At 68.8% G+C, this 20,098-nt stretch carries 19 protein-coding genes; 9 read left to right on the top strand and 10 right to left on the bottom strand.

Annotation, left to right across the window (positions count from 1 at the left end; genetic code table 11):
• Positions 1-860: 860 nt before the first annotated feature.
• From AV521_RS41330 to AV521_RS41305, 7 genes are all read right to left on the bottom strand, one after another.
• A complete protein-coding gene (locus tag AV521_RS41330; protein WP_143658742.1) occupies positions 861-1,328 on the bottom strand; it encodes a hypothetical protein in 468 nt (155 codons plus the stop codon).
• 26 nt (positions 1,329-1,354) lie between these two features.
• Positions 1,355-2,011 carry a hypothetical protein gene (locus AV521_RS48920; protein ID WP_143658741.1) on the bottom strand — a complete coding sequence of 219 codons (657 nt, stop codon included), beginning with the start codon at positions 2,009-2,011 and terminating at the stop codon, positions 1,355-1,357.
• A 462-nt stretch (positions 2,012-2,473) separates the two neighbouring features.
• The gene (locus tag AV521_RS51820; protein WP_256725921.1) at positions 2,474-2,689 is read right to left on the bottom strand and encodes an endonuclease domain-containing protein; all 216 of its coding nucleotides are present in this window, start codon (positions 2,687-2,689) and stop codon (positions 2,474-2,476) included.
• Positions 2,671-3,240 (bottom strand): hypothetical protein, encoded by a 570-nt coding sequence (locus AV521_RS41320; protein ID WP_256725920.1) that lies wholly within the window; start codon positions 3,238-3,240, stop codon positions 2,671-2,673. The genes AV521_RS51820 and AV521_RS41320 overlap by 19 nt, the downstream gene beginning before the upstream one ends.
• Positions 3,241-3,866: 626 nt before the next feature.
• Positions 3,867-5,288 (bottom strand): glycosyltransferase 87 family protein, encoded by a 1,422-nt coding sequence (locus AV521_RS41315; RefSeq protein ID WP_076096541.1) that lies wholly within the window; start codon positions 5,286-5,288, stop codon positions 3,867-3,869.
• 518 nt (positions 5,289-5,806) lie between these two features.
• Complete coding sequence (locus tag AV521_RS41310) at positions 5,807-6,637, bottom strand: FkbM family methyltransferase (RefSeq protein ID WP_218639410.1); 831 nt, start codon at positions 6,635-6,637, stop codon at positions 5,807-5,809.
• A 388-nt stretch (positions 6,638-7,025) separates the two neighbouring features.
• Complete coding sequence (locus AV521_RS41305) at positions 7,026-7,979, bottom strand: Ku protein (protein WP_076096537.1); 954 nt, start codon at positions 7,977-7,979, stop codon at positions 7,026-7,028.
• Positions 7,980-8,077: 98 nt separating this feature from the next.
• Here AV521_RS41305 and ligD point away from each other — a divergent pair, with 98 nt between their 5' ends.
• Complete coding sequence (gene ligD / locus AV521_RS41300; protein WP_076096536.1) at positions 8,078-8,965, top strand: non-homologous end-joining DNA ligase; 888 nt, start codon at positions 8,078-8,080, stop codon at positions 8,963-8,965.
• Between the two features lie 63 nt (positions 8,966-9,028).
• Here the strand turns inward: ligD and AV521_RS41295 are convergent, their stop codons facing one another.
• Positions 9,029-9,832 (bottom strand): NERD domain-containing protein, encoded by an 804-nt coding sequence (locus AV521_RS41295; RefSeq protein WP_076096535.1) that lies wholly within the window; start codon positions 9,830-9,832, stop codon positions 9,029-9,031.
• 331 nt (positions 9,833-10,163) lie between these two features.
• On the opposite strand from AV521_RS41295, the gene AV521_RS41290 reads away from it, so the two are divergent.
• The 5 genes from AV521_RS41290 (at position 10,164) to AV521_RS41270 (ending at position 15,648) form a co-directional block, all read left to right on the top strand.
• On the top strand, positions 10,164-10,940 hold the full coding sequence (locus AV521_RS41290; protein ID WP_076096531.1) for a hypothetical protein: 777 nt from the start codon (positions 10,164-10,166) through the stop codon (positions 10,938-10,940).
• Positions 10,937-12,187: a HAMP domain-containing sensor histidine kinase gene (locus tag AV521_RS41285; RefSeq protein WP_076096529.1), complete on the top strand. Its 1,251-nt coding sequence runs from the start codon at positions 10,937-10,939 to the stop codon at positions 12,185-12,187. The genes AV521_RS41290 and AV521_RS41285 overlap by 4 nt, the downstream gene beginning before the upstream one ends.
• Positions 12,188-12,263: 76 nt before the next feature.
• Positions 12,264-13,625 (top strand): FtsW/RodA/SpoVE family cell cycle protein, encoded by a 1,362-nt coding sequence (locus AV521_RS41280; RefSeq protein WP_076096527.1) that lies wholly within the window; start codon positions 12,264-12,266, stop codon positions 13,623-13,625.
• Between the two features lie 23 nt (positions 13,626-13,648).
• Complete coding sequence (locus AV521_RS41275) at positions 13,649-15,106, top strand: penicillin-binding transpeptidase domain-containing protein (protein ID WP_179023792.1); 1,458 nt, start codon at positions 13,649-13,651, stop codon at positions 15,104-15,106.
• A gap of 44 nt (positions 15,107-15,150) precedes the next feature.
• Positions 15,151-15,648, top strand: a complete 498-nt coding sequence (locus AV521_RS41270; protein WP_076096553.1) for a DUF3291 domain-containing protein — start codon at positions 15,151-15,153, stop codon at positions 15,646-15,648.
• On the opposite strand, the gene AV521_RS41265 is transcribed toward AV521_RS41270, so the two are convergent.
• Together AV521_RS41265 and AV521_RS41260 are read right to left on the bottom strand one after the other, a co-directional pair.
• Positions 15,632-16,447, bottom strand: coding sequence for a hypothetical protein (locus AV521_RS41265; protein ID WP_305965220.1), 816 nt, complete (start codon positions 16,445-16,447; stop codon positions 15,632-15,634). The genes AV521_RS41270 and AV521_RS41265 overlap by 17 nt on opposite strands.
• Positions 16,448-16,552: 105 nt before the next feature.
• Positions 16,553-17,662: a ferritin-like domain-containing protein gene (locus AV521_RS41260; RefSeq protein WP_076096521.1), complete on the bottom strand. Its 1,110-nt coding sequence runs from the start codon at positions 17,660-17,662 to the stop codon at positions 16,553-16,555.
• Between the two features lie 123 nt (positions 17,663-17,785).
• On the opposite strand from AV521_RS41260, the gene AV521_RS41255 reads away from it, so the two are divergent.
• From AV521_RS41255 to AV521_RS41245, 3 genes are all read left to right on the top strand, one after another.
• Positions 17,786-18,724 (top strand): diiron oxygenase, encoded by a 939-nt coding sequence (locus AV521_RS41255; RefSeq protein ID WP_076096519.1) that lies wholly within the window; start codon positions 17,786-17,788, stop codon positions 18,722-18,724.
• A gap of 385 nt (positions 18,725-19,109) precedes the next feature.
• Entirely contained in the window at positions 19,110-19,766 is a 657-nt protein-coding gene (locus tag AV521_RS41250; RefSeq protein WP_076096518.1) for a TetR/AcrR family transcriptional regulator, read from the top strand.
• Positions 19,753-20,085 carry a hypothetical protein gene (locus AV521_RS41245; protein WP_371917108.1) on the top strand — a complete coding sequence of 111 codons (333 nt, stop codon included), beginning with the start codon at positions 19,753-19,755 and terminating at the stop codon, positions 20,083-20,085. Before AV521_RS41250 ends, AV521_RS41245 begins: the two co-directional genes overlap by 14 nt.
• Positions 20,086-20,098: the final 13 nt, after the last annotated feature.

Genomic DNA, 20,098 nt, shown 5'->3' with positions numbered 1-20,098 from the left:
CCGCTCATTCAGGGTGCTTGACGGTCTATAGGAGCTTCATCAACGAGGTCGGACAGCAGCAGACTTTGGCGTTCGTCCACGGCATTGAGTTTCCTGCCCTCCCAGGGGCTCGCTGCCACCTGATCGAACTCCTAAAGCGGTAGTCGGCCGACGGCACCTGGCCTCCCATTCGACGATCTCGCTGGCAGGGGCTCACTGCTTCCAGCTTCCCACGGTGCCCCTTAGCCGACGTAGCGCGCCATAGGGAGTGTCCCCTGTATCCGACTGTCCGGTTAGAGCGCTGACCTGCACAAATTAACCGGACACCCTCAACAAGCAAGTGTTCCGGGTGTCCAGGGACTGAGGCTGTAACACCAGGGGGTTGCAGCGCTCCCGACGGCGTCAGCACACACAGGCCGATGTCGGCGAGAGCACACGGCTGTGCGTGAGACTCGGGACCGAGGGACCTTGGGTGCACGTCTACGCAGGTCACAGCGATAAACAGAGATGTCATGCACACGATCTCCGGAGAGGTGTCCGGGCCCGATTTGTGCGGTTGAGATCCAAAGTCGCGGAGAGAAGGCGTCCCAGCTGTCCGGCTGTCCGGTTACGCCTCTCAGCTGCATAAACAGCCCGGACAGCTCAAAGTGCAGCTGTCCGGGCTGTCCGGGCTGTCCGGGCTGTCCGGTCACAGAGGCTGTAACACTCAGGGGTGTCGTCTTTCCGATCTTGAGCGGTGCTCGTCGAGCAGGAGTCTTGATCGAGTGATCACGGCCAGTGCCGAGGCTGTGCGAGGGTCCGCGCCGGACGTAGTCGGCACGGTCGGACCCTTTCGAACAATCAGCGGGTTGGCGCCCTCTACCTTCGGGCCTGGCCGCTGATCATGTAACAGACCTGATCTCGGTCCACTGCTCACAGATCAAGTCGAGATCACCAATTGCGATCCAGGCGAGGTAATCCACTTCAGCAGAGAGTGCGCCGACTGATCCCAGCCGGTACGCCTGCAATCTGCTCGGAATGTCGCCAGGAAGACCGACTTCCTCGTGTCCGACCTTTAGGTCTTCGCGCCTTGGCGTCGGATCCCGTGGTTGCCGATTCTTGGCAAAAGTAGCGAGCCAGCGGTAAGCGAACAGAGGGTCGATATGCAGAGTTGTTGTGCCGACTCCCATTCCGCGACCATCGAGATCGTACTTAATGAAGAAGGTATCGTATATTCCGTGTTTCTGCTGGCCGAGCGTTCCCGTGGGGTCCTGTCCGCGGAGGCCGAACATCACCCCGTCAAAGTCCCTCGCAGCCACCGCGATTTCTTCCTCCATGACGGGGCGACGACTCGGCGGGGTGATGTTCATTTTCCCTCACTTATCGAAATGCGCGGTCAGTCCTTGTAGTAGTACGTTGAGTCCCACGGGGTCCCGGAGTGGCACTCCTCACCGTCGATCAGGATGGTGTAGCTTCCACCTTCCACCGCTGCGGTAGCGTCTCCCGCGCCTCCCGAGTGTGTCAGGAAATGCATTTCATGATTCGCCCCGGTGGCCCACCCGTTGTCGTGGAGCTTACCGACACCGAACCTGTCTGTGACGTCTACGGTCCAGCCGTAGCGAATCACGGAGTGGTCGACCTTGTAGCCGGTAGTGATCTCTCCCTCGTAGTTGCCACCGGTTGCATAGAAGTGGATGTACGACTCTCCACAGTCGCCGTGCACTACAGGTACTGAGTTCGGGGCGAAGTGCCCGTACTTCGGTACGGAGGTCTGCTTCCCGTTCGGCAGCGTGACGATTTTATAGCCGTGCTGTTCCGCTACTGCCGCATCGAATCCAACCACCTTCATCGGCGTCGTGACAGTTACCTCACGCCCTTTGGGTGCCGAAGGGTCGGCAGAAGCTGCGTTTGCGCCAGCCAGAGCAACAGCAGCCGACAGCGTGGACACCACGGCTATTACCCTTACCAAGTTTCGCATGATCCCCCCTGGTATGAGATGGCTTGCCCGTGACTCGTGGTCACCTCGAGCCGAGATTGAAGCTATGAGGTCCATCCCCTCCCCACAAGGATCCTTTTGCGACGTAAATCGGTATTTTTACCTCCGCTTGCTACAGACCGTGAGCGTGCATGGTGGACACTCCGGCCCGAAATCGTAGATCGTCTTTGTTCGACAACGCACAGTCATATGCGCGCTGGCTCACAATAGGCAGGGTTGGCTGAAACAGGGCCGGGTTTGGGAAGCGGCGATTTGACGGGCAGTGGAGTGCCCGTGGCATTCTGGGGCAATTTCCCCGGGGCAGTGAGCATAAGGCAACTGCTCAGTCGTTAGGCTCCAACCACGGCTTCCAGGGACCGGTGAGGGTGTATTGACTTCCTCTCACACACGAAGAGTCGGACACCCCGGTTCTGGGCTCTTCGGCTTCTCAGGGGGTGTCGCTCCAGCCGCAGAGGGCAGTCTGTTCGTCGAACGACGCGAGCCTCTCGGAGGGATGCTCCGCGGCGCCTCGAAACGCTGCTATGCGCTGCACCGTCTCCGCTCATCGGCGCGCTCGGGGCACCAGCGGTAATAGCTGTCGTCGAGGTTGCGGCTGTGTGTTGTCCGGCCGTGCTGGGGCCGCCATCCACGCCAATAGCGGGTGTTGCAGCGATTGCACAGCGGCGCGTGCACAAAGCCGTGCGTGTGGCAGTGATCCCACACGCTCGCCCGCACGGTCAAGCAGCTCGCGCACATGAACTGCGCAGCATGAGCCACTTCCGTCGGCCGGCGGGATCGACCCGGTAGTGCTCACCGGCCAGCTCGCCGTGATACACCGCCGCGTCCACGTCGCTGCCTCTCGCGCCGTAGACGACCGCGGTACGGGTGCACTCGCCTTGGTCGGCCACCACCGCATCGCCGACACGCTCGAACCAGCCTGCGGCATCCTGTCCGTGGCGCTGCCCTAGACATGAGCACTGGCATTCAAAGCCTGTTGCTTCCAAACATGCCCTGGTGCATTGCGACAGCCTCGACATATCCCGCCAGAGCACGATGAACCCGTACCGATCGACCGCCGCCGTCACCAGCCGCACGAGGCTGCTGCGTGGCAGATCCCATCGGTCACCGTTGAACGCCGGGGAACGAATGCCCACCGTCTCGTGCAGCCAACGGCGGTTGCCCTTCCGGGGCGGGATCTTGGCGATGACTTGCCCGTGCATCGGGAGCCACACCATCGCCGCCGGTCCGATCCCGGGTTCCGTGACTACACGTCCATCCACGATACGAACCGGTAAGTCACCATTCATGATCCAACGGTGGCACGCCCATAGGCGGTTAAGAACCCCGCCCATGGGCGTCGGAACGAGTCGGGCGGTTCGGCTCGGATTCTGCACCACCCCGCAGAACGCGAGCCCCCCAAGTGTTGCAGCCCGTCGGCGAAGCCGACCTCTCAACGGACGCAGGAGCCGGAGGCGACTCCCGATCTGTTCTGCCCTCACGAGGGCACGTCCTGGCCCCACTACGGACCCACTCCGCGCCTGATACGCACCATCTGCGATACAGAACGGCACCGCGCGCCTGCCGCGATCAAGGAACCTGCTGGTCAGAGCCCATTTGCAAGCTCAACTCTGCTTGTGCTCGCGGAGCCGTGTGCGCAGGTTCGAATCCTGCCGGGGGCACTCGCCGAGGATCAGCAGGAATCAGGCGCTGACCAGGGCGGATGCCGATGAGGCATGGGGGACTTCTGATCCGTACTTTACGGAGATCGGCTGGCCCTTTTGGGGCCGGGAGCTGTGCGCCCCGCCCCGGGTGCTTGGGCCGCCTGTGACACCCTCTTCAGGAGTTCACGCGGGATGGACCCAGGCCCGCGCTGCCGCCGCGACGGCTTTCGAGATCTTTCCCCGATCTTGGCCGTCGGGCACTGCGCCGCAGGTCAGACGCGTGGTGGCGCTCCTGACAGGCTCTCATCGTCATCGCGTACTGCACGTCTGCTGCGGATCTGCCGCAGGCAGATGGCGACAACGGCCATGAGCAGCAGCGCCTGCAGATAGGGCATGGCTCGGTAACCGGTCTGCAGGACCACGTAGTTGAGCCAGTCCGGGTGCATCGGGTAGGGCAGACCGGGGTCGAACGGCAGCGTCATACAGGTGGTGTGCGCGATCAGAACGAGGTCGAACCAGGAGCGGGGCAGCATCGCTACGAGGATCCAGGCGACCGCGTCGTACCACGGCCGGACGTAGGCGGTGCCGAGCAGGTACCCGGCGGCGAGTGCCAGGGCCGGGCGGGCCGTCGCCTGGACGATGGCGCCGTCCTCGACCGGTGGCAGCGCCACCAGAAGCAGAGCAGCGATGCCGAGGACCATCAGGATTTCCACGACCGGCACGAGGTGCACGGCTGCGGAACCGAACACCGGTGTCAGCAGTCTGCGCTGAAGCAGCGGCCACGGGGAACCGACCACTGGCTGGTTGCTGACGGCCGCGGCATTGCGGATGGCCCGCGGCACGATGCCGTATCCGAGTGCCAGCAGCAGTGCACCGGCCGACGCGGCGGCGACCAGGCGGCGTCGGTCGTGCCGCATGCCCCAGGCGAAGGGCAGCGCGAAGATCCCCAGTGTGAGCTTGACCGCGGTCGCCGCCGCGAGCGCGAGGCCGACGGCGAGTCCGGAACGCCGCAGCGCCCAGAAGGCGACAACCACACAGAATGCACCGAGCACATCAACGTGGGGGCCCACCACCAGGTTCCACAGCAACACCGGATTGAGCGTCCACAGCAGCTGCGAGCGCACCTGCCGTTGTGGATCCGGTCCGGCCAGACGCAGCAGGAGCGCCCCAGTGGCGACGAACGCGGCACCACTGAGCAGGGACAGCACCCACACGGTGAGCAGCATGGAGGTGCCGCCGACCAGCGAGGCGGCCCATTCGGTCGCGGTGACCAGAGGCCCGTAGACCGACGGATTGTGCAGCCATGGTTCAGCGATCGACAGTTGTCCGATCGGGTCGCCGTGCCGCGCCAGTCCAAAAGGCGTCACCCGGTACGGGTCGAGCCCGAGGGCCGCCATCCGGCCGTACGCGGCATAGTTGAGCGGATCCGTGGTTCCCAAGGGAGGCACGCATATCAGGCCGAGGACGGCGAGCGTGCCGGCAGTGAGCAACGTGCGGGGGCGGGGGGACCATCCGCGGCGCGTCGCGGCGAGCCCGGCGATCACAGTGGCGGTGCCGACGATCAGCACCACGGCGACGAGCACCCAGATGAGGAGATCCGGCGGACGGACGTTCCAGAACCATGGCGGAAGGTATCCGGCGGGCCCGAACGATGGTTCGACGGCGGAAGGTCCCAGCAGCCCCAGAAGGACCATCAGGAGAACACAGCCGGCGTATGCCAACAGGGCACCGTTACCGAGAGCCCTGCCACCGCCAGATCCGCCCGCACCCTCCGCGACAGGCGGACGGGATTCGGAATTCCCCCTTGAGACCGAAGAAGACAACAGATTGCCTGACACGCCTATGGCCTCGGCCTTCGTGATCAGTGAGCCCAAACAAAACCGCCCTGGTTGGTCGGGGTCCAGAACGCTGCTTAACTATTGACGCAATGAGCGCCGTACAAAACACGACCAGGTGAAACTTGGGTTACTTCACAGTGTCCAAGGAACACCACACGGCCGGTCTCGACCTGCCCAAGGGCCACCCAGAAGGCCGAGCCGTCCCGTGGCGCGCCTTCTGGTGGCTTGGGGGTTGTGTGCTGTGGGCTGAACTCCTGCCGTTACTCCCCTACTCCCCTTACTCCCCCGGCGCCGAGGATCCCTCCGTAAGTCCCCGCCCCGGCCGGGGAGATCGGCGAGTCCGCTGACCATCGCGTGCCGGGTGCTGCGCGTGCTCAGGGCCTGACCGCGAACACCATGCCGATGTCGCCGGCCTGCTGCACCGGGTCCTGCTCGGTGCTGACCGTGAAGCCGTGCGTGAGGAGGACCTCGCAGACTGTGTCGCGGTTCTGCTGCCAGCGCTCCACCTCGACGACGGCCTGGCGGACCAGCGGCCAATGCCGTTCCTCGATGCCTCTGAGCACATCGAGTTCGGCGCCTTCCACATCGACCTTGAGCAGGTCGATGTGGTCGATGCCCTGCTCATCGAGCGCTGATGACAGGGGCTTGACCTTCACCCGGTGCGTCTCAAGCCGCCGCATCACGCGCAGCTTGCGGCTGACGAGAAGAGTGAGGATGGGCGCGGGCAGGCGGCGCAGGACCGGTCCCAGGCCGCCCTGGCGGATCATTTCGACAACGCTGGCGGTGACCCGCCGCCGCTCAGCCTCGATGTTCTCCTGGTCCCGCGAGGAGGACGAGAAGATCGTGGCGGCCGGAACGTAGCTGAAATCGAGTTCCTCGTCACGGGATGCCAGGCCGTAAGGGAGCGCGGTCAGGCGTCCGTTGAAGAACTCGCGAGCATTGCGTTCGAGTGTCGCGTGGAGTGGCGGCAACGGTTCGAAGGCGTAGATCCGCACGTTCCCGTCCAGCCGCTCATAGACGGCCGCCGAGAACACACCGATGTTGGCGCCCACGTCGAGTACCGTCCCGCCCGGCCTGCACTCCACGCCGTGGGTGAAGTAGCCGCCCACCTCCTTGCGCAGGAAGGACGCCTCCCAACGATTGATACTGTGCAGTTCAATCGTATTCATGACCATGACAGGGTCATTTATCAGGGTTGGAGTCAACAATCCAGCCCGCACGCTTCACTTCGGCGTCCCTGATCCACATCACGCTCCCGCGGCTCGGCTCGGTCACTCCCCTCGGCTCGTGATCGGGTGCCGGGGCGTGCTTCGCATCCGAAGGGGGTGGGTGCCCGGAGTGTGGTGCGGGCGGGGCGCGTGCTGTGCAGGCCGAAGAGTGTGTGGCGGGAGTCGGACCAGTTGGCGTCCGGTGTGGCCCAAAGGGGGGAGTTCGGGGCTTTCGCTTCTGAAGTCGGCCGACTGCAGCACCGCAGTTCCCCCCGGGGCCGCGGCGCTGTGTCGGTATGCGGCTATCGCCGCCTGGGCGCGACCAGCGGCGACGGCCCGTTCGGGATGGGCAGCCCGGCACCCCTGTGGCGGTCAGGAATCGGGCTCAAGCCGTTCGTTTGCGGGATGTCGTCTTCTTTGGGGTCGGTTTCTTCGCCGTGGACTTGGTCGTCGACTTCTTCGCTGCTGCGGTTTTCTTGGGGGCGGCCGTCTTCTTGGCCGCCGGGGCGGTCTTCTTCTTTCGGGGCAGGGATTTGATCTCGGCTTCGGCGCCGGAAGGCGACTCGCGGGACTCGCGGGCCGCGCGCACGCTGTTCTCCAGGGCCGCCATCAGGTCCAGCACCTTTCCCCCGGCGGCCGGCGCGGGGGCCTCCGGCGGTGCCTCGCCGGAGGCCTTCGCGGCGATGACCTCTTCCAGCGCCGCCCGGTACTCGTCGTGCAGATCCTCCAGGTCGACCTCGCCGAGGGTGTCCATCAGGGCGTCCGCGAGGTCGAGTTCCTTGTCCCGGACGGTGACGTCCGTGTCGGGGGCGACGCCTTCGGGGGCGCGGACCTCGTCCGGCCAGAGCAGGCCGTGCATGGCGATGGCGTCGCCGACCACCCGCAGCATGCCGAGGCGTTCGCGGCCGCGCAGCGCGTACTTCGCGATCGCCACCTTGTTGCTGCGCTTCAGGGCCTCGCGGAGGAGGACGTACGGCTTCGCGGCGGGCACCCCTCCGGCGGCCAGGTAGTACGCCGCGTCCATCTGGAGCGGGTCGATCCGGTCGCCCGGGACGAAGGCGACGATCTCGATCGTGCGAGCCGTGGGGAGGGGCAGGTGGGCCAGGTCGTCGTCGGTGATCGGGATGATCGTGCCGTCCGCGTCCTCGTATCCCTTGCCGATCTCCGACTGGCTGACCTCGCGGTCCTCCAGTTCGCACACCTTGCGGTAGCGGATGCGGCCGTTGTCCTCGGTGTGGATCTGGCGGAAGGAGATCGAGTGGCTCTCCGTGGCGTTCACCAGCTTGATCGGGATGCTGACGAGACCGAAGGAGATGGCGCCGTTCCATATGGATCGCACGTGCCGCACCCTTCCCTTGTCGATTCCGATGTCGATGCCCCTGCCGATTCCGCTACCGATTCCATGGATTTCACCGGCTTGTCTGGGATTGTCATCGTATGACGCCTATCACAGAGGTGGAGGGGCGGCGGGTCGCGCTCAGCAATCTGGAGAAGGTGCTGTATCCGGAGACCGGCTTCACCAAGGCGGAGCTGGTGCGCTACTACGCGACCAGCGCCGATGTGCTGCTGCCGCATCTGCACGACCGGGCCGTGTCCTTCCTGCGCTACCCGGACGGCCCGGAGGGGCAGGTCTTCTTCACCAAGAACGTGCCGCCGGGTACGCCCGAGTGGGTCACCACCGCCGAGGTGCCGCGGTCCTCCGCGGACAGTCCGGCCCGGATGGTCGTCGTACAGGATCTGCCCAGCCTCGTCTGGGCGGCGAATCTCGTCACGGAGTTCCATACGCATCAGTGGCTCGTGCAGGATCCGGTCGAGGCCGACCGGCTGGTTTTCGATCTAGATCCGGGGGCGCCCGCGCACATCGTGCACTGCTGCGAGGTGGCCCTGTGGCTGCGCGAGCGGCTCGCTGCGGACGGCATCGAGGCGTACCCGAAGACGGCCGGGTCGAAGGGGCTGCATCTGCTGGCGGCGGTGCGCGGAGGTTCACCCGAACGGGCTAGCGAGTACGCGAAGACACTCGCTGTGGAGGCTGAGCGCGCGATGCCGCGGCTGGTGGTGCACCGGATGACGAAGAGCCTCCGGCCGGGGAAGGTGTTCGTCGACTGGAGCCAGAACGCGGCCCGCAAGACCACCGCCACGCCGTACACGCTGCGCGCCCGCCGGGTGCAACTGGTGTCCGCGCCGGTGACCTGGGAGGAGGTGGCGGAGTGCCGCAGCCCGGCCCAGCTGGAGTTTCTGGCCGACGACATCGCTCCGCGGGTTCAGCGGTACGGGGACCTGCTGGCCGGGTTGCTGGATCCGGGGCTGGCCGCGTCGTTGCCCTGAGCTGCCGTCGCCGTTGTCGTTGCCGTCGCCGGGGACTGCCGCCCACAGGCCCCCGCCCCGGACCTACACCCTCCCCCACATATTCCGGTCCCGCGCCATCGCATGCAGTGCTTCCACGTCCCCCGGCTTCAGCACCCCGCCCAGCCGGGCCAGCCCCGTCAGCTCGGTGTCCTGGAGGATCCGTACCGTGCGCGGCTGGGCGGTCATGGTCAGCTCGGCCGGGCCCGCCAGGGCCAGTACCGGGCGTACCTCGGCGGTCAGGGCGTAGGAGGCCCGGTCGCCGAGGGCGCGCAGCCGGCGCAGCAGTGGCTCGGCCTCGCGGCGGCCGACGGTGACCATCGGGTCGGCGACCACGACCCGGGCCTTCCGGGCGTACAGGGCGTGTACGGCGAACAGGCCGCCGGGGCCGAGCAGCAGATGGTGGATGCGGTCGCCGCCGGGCAGGCCTATGGAGTGCAGGGTGTGCCAGCCGGCGCCCTCCAGGGCGTCCAGGGCCGCTCCGACGGTTTCCTCGGCGGCCAGGGCGCGGCGGCGCGGGTCGGGGCGCAGCCGGTGGCTGGGGCCGGGGGCGCGGTCGAGGGCGACGAGGAGAGCCTCGCCGGGGCGGTTGGGTGCCAGGTCGTCGTCCGGGTGCAGGGTCAGCCGGGCGAGTTCCGCGGGGGTCGGGACCGGGGGCGGTCCCACGGTCACCGGGCCGGTCAGGAAGGGTTTCAGGGCCTGGAGTACGTCGTCTCTGCTGTCCTCGCCGAGCAGGTTGACCCGGCCCGCCTCACGGTCGTACCAGGCGACATTGGATCCGTCCGGGCGGCAGACGTACAGCCGTTCCCGGCCGTGCCGATTGGCCGGCACCACGCGCAGTGCGCTCATGCGCCATCACCCCTCGACCATGGGAACAGGCCGGGGCTCCGGGGGCAAGACCGGTTACCGTGGAGGTCGGCTCTGTGAGGGCGAGTTGGTGAGGCGCCGTTGCGGGTCCGCGGAAGGCAGCCCGGCGTACCGGCCGGCCCCGGAGAGCCCGTCGAGACGACCGCGTGACGCCTGCCGTCCGGTGCCAGCCACTGGACGAACTCACCTGACCGCCGAGTAGCCTCTCCCGAAGGTGCACCCTGACGGGTGCAAAAAGGACGTACATACGAAATTCTTCGTCTACGAATAAGGTGTACGGGGCCCCACCCGACCCCGACGCCCCAGGAGTAACGTGCCAGCCCGCCGTCCCGTGCGCACCGCCCTCGCCGTGGCCGCCGTCGCCCTGCTGTCGGCGACAGCCGTGGCCTGCGGGGATGCCGGCGGACTGCGGGGCGCGGGTGCGACCGCGCCCGCCGTCAGCCCGGCCAAGCTCTGGCCCGACCTGCGCCCGGCGTCCAGCCCCGCCTACCCCTACGCCGTGGCGACCAGAGCGGTCGTCAAGGGGATCAAGGTCCCCGGCGACGACATCCACAAGGTGGACCCGGTGGACGTGGTCGAGGCCGAGATCAAGGCGCATCCGGACGACTACGGCTCGAAGGGGGCGTATCACGCGACCGTGGACCGGCTGAAGGACTGCCAGCCCGGCGGCGACCAGGCCCGCTGTCCGCTGCTGACGCCGTACTACCGGGACCTCACGGGCGACGGCCGGGACGACATGACGCTCGGCTTCCGGCTCTACCCGACCAACCAGACGGCCGTACGGGTCTACACCGTCGAGAAGCACAAGCTGGTGCAGGTGCTGTCCGACAACGACGCGATCATCGGCGTGGAGCTGGCCGGCCGGGCGCTGATCGAGCGCTCGCCGGCTGACATCTCCGGCTACGAGTACCGCACCACCTGGGTGTGGGACCCGGGGCAGCGCGCGATGGTGTTCTCGCGCGACGAGTATCTGCACACCGGTAGCGGCCGGCATCCCGAGAAGCCCTCGCCGTCGGTCACCCCCTCTCTCTCGCCGTCCGCCACACCGTCCACCGCGCCGTCCACCGCCCTCTCCGCGAGCGCGCGATGAGGCTCGCACTCCCCCGCTGGGCGGGACCGCTCGCCGTGAAGGCGGCCGCGTTCATCACGGTGATGTGCTGTGCGCTGGCCGCGCTGCTCGGCGTCCTGGTGCATGTCTCGGTGACCAACCAGACCGTCGGCCAGGCCCGTAACCTGGCGCTGTCCCGCCTCGCGGACGCCACCCAGGACTACGAGGCCGGGGACACGCTGATGCCGAGTGCCGGGGTGGACCCCTCGGGTCTGCCCACGCCGCTGCGCACGCTGGCGGCGGCCGGCAGGCGCGGCACGATGGTCTCCACGTACCAGGGGCGGCCGACGATGTGGGCGGCGGGTCCGGTGGCCGGACACCGGGCGCTGGCCGTGGCGGTCGACTACTCGCAGCAGGCCCGCACCATCGCCGGGCTCGACAAATCGATTCTGTGGTCGTCGGGACTCGCGATCGGGGCGACGGTGCTGGTCGGTGTGTTCGGGGTGACCCGGGTGACCCGGCGGCTGCACGGCACCGCGCGGGTGGCCCGGCGGATCAGCGGCGGTGACCTGGACGCACGGGTCGACGACCCCCGTACGAAGGACCCGTCCCGGCCGCAGGACGAGGTGGCCGCGGTGGCGGTGGCCCTGGACACCATGGCGTCGACCCTGCAGAGCAAGCTGCTGAGCGAGCAGCGGTTCACCGCGGACGTGGCGCACGAACTGCGCACCCCGCTGACCGGGCTGCACGCGGCGGCGGAGCTGCTGCCGCCGGGCCGTCCGACGGAGCTGGTGCGGGACCGGGTGGCGGCGCTGCGCACCCTCACCGAGGACCTGCTGGAGATCTCCCGGCTGGACACCGGCCGGGAGAAGCTGGACCTGGACACCGAGGAGCTGGGGGCGCTGGCCCAGCGGGTGGTACGGGCCTCGGGCACCGACACCGAGGTGCGCGTCCTCACCGACGCGCGGGTGGAGACCGACCGGCGACGGCTGGAGCGGGTGCTGGGGAATCTGGTGGCCAACGCGCACAAGCACGGGGGGCCTCCGGTGGTGGTGACCGTGAACGGGGCCGTGGTGACCGTGCGGGATCACGGGGGCGGGTATCCGAATTATCTGGTGGCCCATGGGCCACAGCGGTTCCGGACGGAGGGTGGGGCCACCGGGCACGGGCTGGGGCTGACCATCGCGCTCGGGCAGGCGGAGGTCCTGGGGGCCAAGCTGTTCTTCGCCAACGCGATCGACGGGGGCGCGGTCGCCACGCTGGTCCTGCCCGTGGTGGAGAGGCGGTAGAGAGCTCGGGGCCACCCCGCGCCACGCTGGTACCGGCGCCTGCACACAAGAGGGCCTATTTGGGTAGGTTCCGGGCATGACCAAGGCCGGAATCACCGTGGCGGCGGCGCAGGCTCGCGCACCCGTCGTACGCCTCCCCCGGCGCCGTGGCATCGAACTCGCCCTGATCGTGCTGGCCGTGCTGCTGTCCGTGTACGGCTACTGCGCGGTGGGGGTCGCACGGACCGGCACGGTCCCGCCCGGTGCCGCCGGTTACGGCGCCGGGCTCGGCGTGCTCGCCCTGTTCGCGCATCTCGTGGTGCGCATCCGGGCACCGTACGCCGATCCGCTGTTCCTGCCGATCGCCGTGCTGCTCAACGGGCTCGGGCTGGTCCTGATCTACCGGCTGGACCTGGAGACCCCGCGCAACCAGGCGGCCCCGGCCCAGCTGGTGTGGTCCACGCTCGGGTTCGGGCTGTTCATCGCCGTGGTGCTGGTGCTGCGCGACCACCGGGTGCTGCAGCGGTACTCGTACGTGTGGGTGGCCTCCGCGCTCGGGCTGCTCGCGCTGCCCATCCTGTTCCCGGCGATCAACGGTGCCCGTATCTGGCTACGGCTCGCCGGATTCTCCATCCAGCCGGGCGAGTTCGCGAAGGTGCTGCTCGCGGTGTTCTTCGCCGCCTATCTGGCCGCCAACCGCAACGCGCTCGCGTACACCGGCCGCCGGCTGTGGGTGCTGCAGTTCCCGACCGGGCGGGTGCTCGGCCCGATCGTGACGATCTGGCTGCTGAGCGTCGGGGTGCTGGTCCTGGAGCGGGACCTCGGCACCTCGCTGCTGTTCTTCGGGCTGTTCGTGGTGGTGCTGTACGTCGCCACGGGGCGGACCGGCTGGATCGCGGTGGGGCTGGTGCTCGCCGTGCTGGGGGCCGTCGCCGTGGGCCGGTTCGAGCCGCATGTGAACCAGCGGATCGAGGACTGGCTGCACCCCTTCCGCACCATCGAGGCCGGGCAGGGACCCAACCAGCTCTCGCAGTCGCTGTTCGCCTTCGCGGCGGGCGGGATGCTCGGCACCGGCCTCGGGCTCGGGCACTCCATCCTCATCGGCTTCGCCGCCAAGTCGGACTTCATCCTGGCCACGGCGGGCGAGGAACTGGGGCTCGCCGGGCTCGCGGCGATCTTCCTGCTGTACGCCCTGCTGGTGGAGCGCGGCTACCGGGCGGGCCGCGCCCTGCGGGAACCCTTCGGCCGGCTGCTCGCGGTCGGGCTCGCCTCGCTCCTGGCGCTGCAGGTGTTCGTGATCGCGGGCGGGGTCACCGGGCTGATCCCGCTGACCGGCATGGCGATGCCGTTCCTCGCCCAGGGCGGCTCCTCGGTGGTCACCAACTGGGTGATCGTGGCGCTGCTGATCCGGGTGAGCGACTCGGCGCGCAGCCAGTACGACGGACAGGAGGCGGCGTGAGCGACTACGGCGGCGGGCGGCCGATGGCCCGCTACATCCGGCACGCCTGCGGGTTCTGCGCACTGCTGCTGGCGGCACTGCTGGTCAACGCGGCCCGGGTGCAGGTGGTGCAGTCCAGGGTGTACGACGACAGCCCGGCCAACCGGCGCGGCGCGATCGCCCGGTACGGCCAGCCGCGGGGCGACATCCTGGTCGGCGACGAGCCGGTCACCGGCTCCGTGGACACCGGCGAGCAGCTGCGCTTCGAACGCAGCTACCGGGACGGCCCGTTGTACGCCCCGGTCACCGGCTTCGCCTCGCAGTCGTACGGCACGACGTTCCTGGAGCACTCCGGGGACGGGGTGCTCTCCGGCACGGATCCGCTGCTGTCGCCGCTGCCGCTGTGGAGCGGCGTGACGCGCGGCCACGGCCGGGTCGGGAACGTCGTCACGACGCTGAACCCGGGCGCGCAGCGGGCGGCGTACCAGGGGCTGGCCGGACGCAAGGGCGCGGTGGCCGCGATCGAGCCGGCGACGGGCCGCATCCTGGCGCTGGTGTCGAGTCCGTCGTACGACCCCGGGGTGCTGTCCGGCAACGGCGAGGCGGTGGCCTCGGCGTGGGCGCGGCTCAACCACGATCCGGAGAAGCCGATGCTCAACCGGGCGGTACGGCAGACCTATCCGCCGGGGTCGACGTTCAAGGTGGTCACCGCGGCGGCGGCGCTGGACGCGGGCGTGGTCACCGACCTGGACGCGCCCACCGACTCGCCCGACCCCTACCGGCTGCCCGGCACCACGACCCGGCTGACCAACGAGGGCGACGGCTGCGGCGACGCCTCGCTGCGGTCGGCGTTCGAGTGGTCCTGCAACACGGTGTTCGCCAAGCTCGGCGTGGACGTCGGGGCGAAGGGCATGACCGCCACGGCGGCCGCGTTCGGGTTCAACGACGCCGGGCTGCGCATCCCGTTCTCGGTCGCGCCCAGCACCTTCGACACCCACGTGGACCGGGCGCAGCTGGCGCTGTCCTCGATCGGGCAGTACAACACGCGGGCCACGCCGCTGCAGATGGCGATGGTGTCGGCGGCCGTGGCGGGCGGCGGTCAGCTGCGCACGCCGTATCTGGTGGAGCGGACGGCCCGCAGGAACGGTGTGACGCTCGGCGGGAGCGGGGCGCATCCGCTGCGGCAGGTGATGAGCCCCTCGACGGCCGCACGGCTGAAGGAGCTGATGACGGACGTGGTCCGGGAGGGCACCGGCCGGCGCGCGGCGATCCGCGGTGCCCTGGTCGGCGGCAAGACCGGCACCGCGCAGCACGGGGTCGGCAACTCCGGTGCGCCGTACGCCTGGTTCGTCTCCTGGGCGCAGCCCGACGACCAGCCGCAGCCGCAGGTGGCGGTCGCGGTGGTGGTGGAGGACGCCTCGGCGAACCGGGGCGAGATCAGCGGCGGCGGGGTCGCGGCACCGATCGCGCGGGGGGTGATGCGGGCGGTTCTCGGCCTGTGAGACGGGGGGTGCCGGCACCGGCCGGGCCGACCTACCGTTCGGTCATGACGGATACCGCAGCGGCGTACGAGCTCGCCGAGGTCAATATCGCCCGCCTCAAGTTCCCTTTGGACTCGCCCCAGTTGAAGGACTTCGTCGACGCGCTCGACCCGGTCAACGCGACGGCGGACGCCGCCGACGGCTTCGTCTGGCGGCTGCAGAGCGACACCGGGAACGCCACCGACATCCCCGTGCTCGGCGATGAGTGGCTCATCATCAACATGTCGACATGGCGGGACTCCGACGCGCTCACGGCGTTCATGTACCAGGGGCGGCACCGGGAGTTGCTGGCCCGGCGCAGGGACTGGTTCGAGAAGCTTGAGGAGGCGGTGACCACGCTGTGGTGGGTGCCGGCCGGCCACCGCCCGACCGTGGCCGAGGCGGAGGACCGGCTGCTGCACCTGAGGGCGCACGGTGCGACGCCGTACGCCTTCACACTGCGGACGACGTTCCCGGCGCCGGAGTCGTCGCAGGACGCGGCCGCGGTCAGCCGATCGGCTTGACCGCCTCGGACCGGACCTCAAGGGTGTTCTTCGCGAGCGCCCGCAGGTCGACGTCCGACGGGTTCTGCGACGCGAGCGGCGTGTTCACGGTGGCGACCGTGGCGCCCGTGTTGCCGTCGGCCCAGGCGCACATGGGCACGGTGATCTTCGTGCCCATCTGCTCCTGGGCGATCACCTCGCAGGTGATCGTCACTCCGCTCAGGTCGAAGTCCTTCGCGGGAACGGCGACCGTGGCGCCCGCGCCCTCTGCGGCGCCCTTCATCATGCTCGTGCGGGCCGCGTCGCCGTTCTTGAACCGGCCGTACATGCCCGACACCACCAGGGTGCCCTTGGTCGCGTCGCCGTCCACGTCGTAGGAGCCGACCACGCCGTGGATGTCCTTGGCGTCCCAGGCCCCGTTGGCCTCGTCCTCGATCTTCTTGCCCTCGGTGCCGGACAGGTCCTGGGCGAGCCGGTACTTCCCGGCGAGCAGAGTCCCGGGCAGGGTCAGCTTGTTCTTCGCCGCGGGGAAGCCGCTGCCGGCCGCCACCCCGATCAGCAGGACGAGCGCCACGACGACCGCCACGACGGCGCCGCCCACGATCCCGAGGATCAGCCAGACCCGCCGCTTCTTCGGCAGCGGGGCCATGGGCGGCACACCCCAGGGGTACGGCTGCCGGCCATAGGGCTGCTGGGGCGGGTACGGCTGCGGCGGGTACGGGGAGCCGTACGGGCCGGGGGCGGCCTGCGGAGGCTGCTGGCCGTACGGGTACGGCTGCTGCTGGGGGCCGTTGGGGTACGGCTGCTGCGGCGGAGGCATGGACACGCCCGGAGGCTACTGCACCCGGGTGACCGACCCGTTACTGCACCCTGGTGAACGCCTGACCACGCCCTCGGCCCCCGACCGTCCCGGCCGTCCACCGCCTCAGCTCTCCGCCGCCCCCGAGTCGATCGCCTCCCGCACCTCCGCGATGCGGTCCCGTTCCTCGGTGGCGAAGCGCTGTGCGTCCAGCTGCTCGGCCAGTTCCTCGTCCTGGGCCATGAGCAGGTCCAGGTTGGAGTCGCCCATCTCGAAGACCCCCATGTCGACATAGGCCTCCTGGAGCCGTTTGCCCCACAGGCCGATGTCCTTGACGCAGGGCACGATCCGGCTGAACAGCAGCCGGCGGAACAGCTGGAGGAACTCCGAGCGCTCACTCAGAGCCTCCGCCTCGGCCCTGGGGATGCCGAAGTTCTCCAGGACCTCGACGCCCCGCAGCCGGTCGCGCATCAGATAGCAGCCCTCGATGACGAACTCCTCGCGCTCGCGCAGTTCGGCGTCGGTGAGCTGCTTGTAGTAGTCGCGCAGCGCCAGCCGGCCGAAGGCGACGTGCCGGGCCTCGTCCTGCATGACGTAGGTGAGGATCTGCTTGGGCAGCGGCTTGGAGGTGGTGTCCCGGATCATCCCGAAGGCGGCCAGCGCCAGTCCTTCGATGAGCACCTGCATGCCCAGGTACGGCATGTCCCAGCGGCTGTCGCGGAGCGTGTCGCCGAGAAGGGACTGCAGATTGTCGTTGATCGGGTAGACGAGCCCGACCTTCTCGTGCAGGAACCGGCCGTAGATCTCGGCGTGCCGGGCCTCGTCCATCGTCTGGGTCGCGGAGTAGAACTTGGCGTCCAGGTCGGGCACCGACTCCACGATCCGCGCCGCGCAGATCATCGCGCCCTGCTCACCGTGCAGGAACTGGCTGAACTGCCAGGAGGCGTAGTGCAGGCGCAGCTCCCCCTTGTCCTTCTCGGTGAGCTTGTCCCAGTACGGGGTGCCGTACAGGGACATGGACTCGTCGGGCGTGCCGAGCGCGTCGTACGGGTCGACCTCCAGGTCCCAGTCGATGCGCTGCTGCCCGTCCCACTGCTTGTCCTTGCCCTTCTGGTACAGGGCGAGCAGCCGTTCGCGGCCGTCGTCGTACTCCCAGCTGAAGCGGGCGGCGCCGCTCGCGGGCACCTGCCAGGGGGAGTCACCCGGATCGTTGGCGTACAGGTCATGGGTCGGCATACCTCGCAGGCTCACACGTAGACGCGGAGTCAACAAGTCATGCGCAAGGGATTGACGCCCTTGCTGACAGGCAGTCTCATAAGAGGGAGGACGATGTACCCCCGGTAACGAGGTGAGGGAGCCATGACGACCCTGACGGAAGCGGACGCGCTGGACGGTCTGCGCGACGCGCTCGGCCTACTCAAGGACCGGGAGCAGGTGGCCGAACGGCTGCTCGTCTCCTCCGCCAAGCACTCCTTCGACCCGGACAAGGAGCTGGACTGGGACGCGCCCTTCGAGGAGGGCAAGTGGTTCTGGCCGCCGGAGCTGGTGTCGCTGTACGGCACGCCGATGTGGAAGCGGATGAGCGAGGAACAGCGGATCCTGCTCTCCCAGCACGAGGCGGCGGCGCTGGCCTCGCTGGGCATCTGGTTCGAGATCATCCTGATGCAGCTGCTGGTGAGGCACATCTACGACAAGGCGGCCACGAGCGCGCACGTCCGCTACGCGCTGACCGAGATCGAGGACGAGTGCCGGCACTCGAAGATGTTCGCCCGGCTGATCTCGCACGGCGGCACGCCCTGGTACCCGGTCGGCAGGGCCCATCTGAACCTCGGCCGCGTGTTCAAGACCATCTCCACCACGCCCGGCTCCTTCACCGCCACCCTCCTCGGCGAGGAGGTCCTGGACTGGATGCAGCGGCTGACGTTCCCGGACGAGCGGGTGCAGCCGCTGATCCGTGGCGTCACGCGCATCCACGTGGTCGAGGAGGCCCGCCATGTCCGGTACGCCCGTGAGGAGCTGCGGCGCCAGATGATGACGGCGCCGAAGTGGTCGCAGGAGTTCACCCGCGTCACCTCGGGCGAGTTCGCCCGGATCTTCTCGGTGGCCTTCGTGAATCCCGAGGTCTACACGAACGTCGGCCTGGACAGGCGGGAGGCCTTGGCCCAGGTGAAGGCGAGCGGGCACCGGCGCGAGGTCATGCAGTCGGGCGCGAAGCGACTGACCGACTTCCTGGACGACATCGGCGTGCTCAGGGGTGTGGGGCGACGGCTGTGGAGGTCGTCGGGGCTGCTGGCGTAGCAGCGACCCCGAAGCGTCGACCTCGTCGTTCCAGTTGCCGCCGCCGGGGTGGGGAAGCCTCTTGAAGTTCGACGAGCCGCCCGGAGGGACGATGTCACGCTGCCGGTCGAAGAGACGGAGCGTGGGCGCGAGTTCGCGGGGAGGGGGCCCGAAACCGCCCAGCAACAGGCGCATACGGCGTGACCACCACCAGATGATCAACCAGCCGCTGTTTCAACGAAGTTCCGGCGGCATGCGTCCAACACAACCCGCGCGGCCGACCCACACGGCACGGCTTGTTCTCGATGTCCGAGACCGCCTGTTGTGACCATCCGATGCGCGCTCTCGACCCGGCCCGGCGGGTGCCTGCACCCCCGCGACCCCGGCGGCGATTAGGCTGCCGGTCATGACCCCGGCCCCCACCCCCGCCTACCGCAGACTGAGCGTCGAGGAACGGCGCAGCCAGCTGCTCGCCTCCGCCCTGGCCCTCTTCGCGCACCGCGCGCCCGAGGACGTGTCGCTGGACGACGTGGCGGAGGCGGCCGGAGTCTCGCGCCCTCTGGTGTACCGGTACTTCCCGGGCGGCAAGCAGCAGCTGTACGAGGCCGCGCTGCGCTCCGCCGCCGAGGAGCTGCAGCACTGCTTCGACGAGCCCCGCCAGGGCCCCCTGCTGTCCCGGCTCTCCCGCGCCCTGGACCGCTATCTGAGCTTCGTCGACGAGCACGACACCGGCTTCAGCGCGCTGCTGCAGGGCGGCAGTGTGGCGGAGACCTCGCGGACCACGGCGATCGTGGACGGGGTCCGTCGGGCCGCCGCCGAGCACATCTACCGCCACCTCGGCGTAGCCGACCCCGGCCCACGGCTGCGCATGACCGTACGGACCTGGATCACGTCCGTCGAGGCGGCCTCCCTGATCTGGCTGGACGAGGGCAAACAGCCCCCGGTCGAGGAGCTGCGCGACTGGCTGGTCGAGCAGTTCGTGGCCGTACTCACCGTGACCGCGGGCCGGGACCCGCAGACGGCCGCCGTCGTCGGCGCGCTCGCCGAGGATGACCGAGACTGAAGCGGTGAAGAGTCAGGACATCCCCTTCGAGGGCGGCCCCATGGACGGGCGCGTGCTGCCCGTCATGCTCGGGCCCACCGGGCACCCCCCGAAGACGTACCGCATCCCCGTCCCTGACCCGGACGGCGGCCCGCCCACGGTGCTCGTCTACCGTCGCGTGCCGCGCGGGCACAGCAAGCGGCTGGGTCTGATCCAGGGGTGGAAGTACCAGTACGACCCTGACGACACCTCCGGCGGACGGCTCCGGTGGCCCTGGTCGAAGCCGGCCACCCCACCAGCCGGCCCGTCGTCCGGCAAGCCGGACGAGGCAAACGGGTGACAGGAGTACGCCA

The organism is Streptomyces sp. IMTB 2501 (assembly GCF_001953885.1).
Taxonomy (GTDB): domain Bacteria; phylum Actinomycetota; class Actinomycetes; order Streptomycetales; family Streptomycetaceae; genus Streptomyces.
This window is presented reverse-complemented; position numbering and strand designations above follow the sequence as displayed.

Coding starts and splice junctions, on each gene's coding strand:
- AV521_RS51820 (WP_256725921.1), bottom strand. CDS start 2,689: ATGTGCGCGAGCTGCTTGACCGTGCGGGCGAGCGTGTGGGATCACTGC.
- AV521_RS41265 (WP_305965220.1), bottom strand. CDS start 16,447: ATGCCTCCGCCGCAGCAGCCGTACCCCAACGGCCCCCAGCAGCAGCCG.
- AV521_RS41275 (WP_179023792.1), top strand. CDS start 13,649: ATGGCCCGCTACATCCGGCACGCCTGCGGGTTCTGCGCACTGCTGCTG.
- AV521_RS41295 (WP_076096535.1), bottom strand. CDS start 9,832: ATGAGCGCACTGCGCGTGGTGCCGGCCAATCGGCACGGCCGGGAACGG.
- AV521_RS41245 (WP_371917108.1), top strand. CDS start 19,753: ATGACCGAGACTGAAGCGGTGAAGAGTCAGGACATCCCCTTCGAGGGC.
- AV521_RS41260 (WP_076096521.1), bottom strand. CDS start 17,662: ATGCCGACCCATGACCTGTACGCCAACGATCCGGGTGACTCCCCCTGG.
- AV521_RS41285 (WP_076096529.1), top strand. CDS start 10,937: ATGAGGCTCGCACTCCCCCGCTGGGCGGGACCGCTCGCCGTGAAGGCG.
- ligD (WP_076096536.1), top strand. CDS start 8,078: ATGACGCCTATCACAGAGGTGGAGGGGCGGCGGGTCGCGCTCAGCAAT.
- AV521_RS41315 (WP_076096541.1), bottom strand. CDS start 5,288: ATGGTCCTTCTGGGGCTGCTGGGACCTTCCGCCGTCGAACCATCGTTC.
- AV521_RS48920 (WP_143658741.1), bottom strand. CDS start 2,011: ATGGACCTCATAGCTTCAATCTCGGCTCGAGGTGACCACGAGTCACGG.
- AV521_RS41280 (WP_076096527.1), top strand. CDS start 12,264: ATGACCAAGGCCGGAATCACCGTGGCGGCGGCGCAGGCTCGCGCACCC.
- AV521_RS41330 (WP_143658742.1), bottom strand. CDS start 1,328: ATGAACATCACCCCGCCGAGTCGTCGCCCCGTCATGGAGGAAGAAATC.
- AV521_RS41250 (WP_076096518.1), top strand. CDS start 19,110: ATGACCCCGGCCCCCACCCCCGCCTACCGCAGACTGAGCGTCGAGGAA.
- AV521_RS41255 (WP_076096519.1), top strand. CDS start 17,786: ATGACGACCCTGACGGAAGCGGACGCGCTGGACGGTCTGCGCGACGCG.
- AV521_RS41320 (WP_256725920.1), bottom strand. CDS start 3,240: ATGAATGGTGACTTACCGGTTCGTATCGTGGATGGACGTGTAGTCACG.
- AV521_RS41270 (WP_076096553.1), top strand. CDS start 15,151: ATGACGGATACCGCAGCGGCGTACGAGCTCGCCGAGGTCAATATCGCC.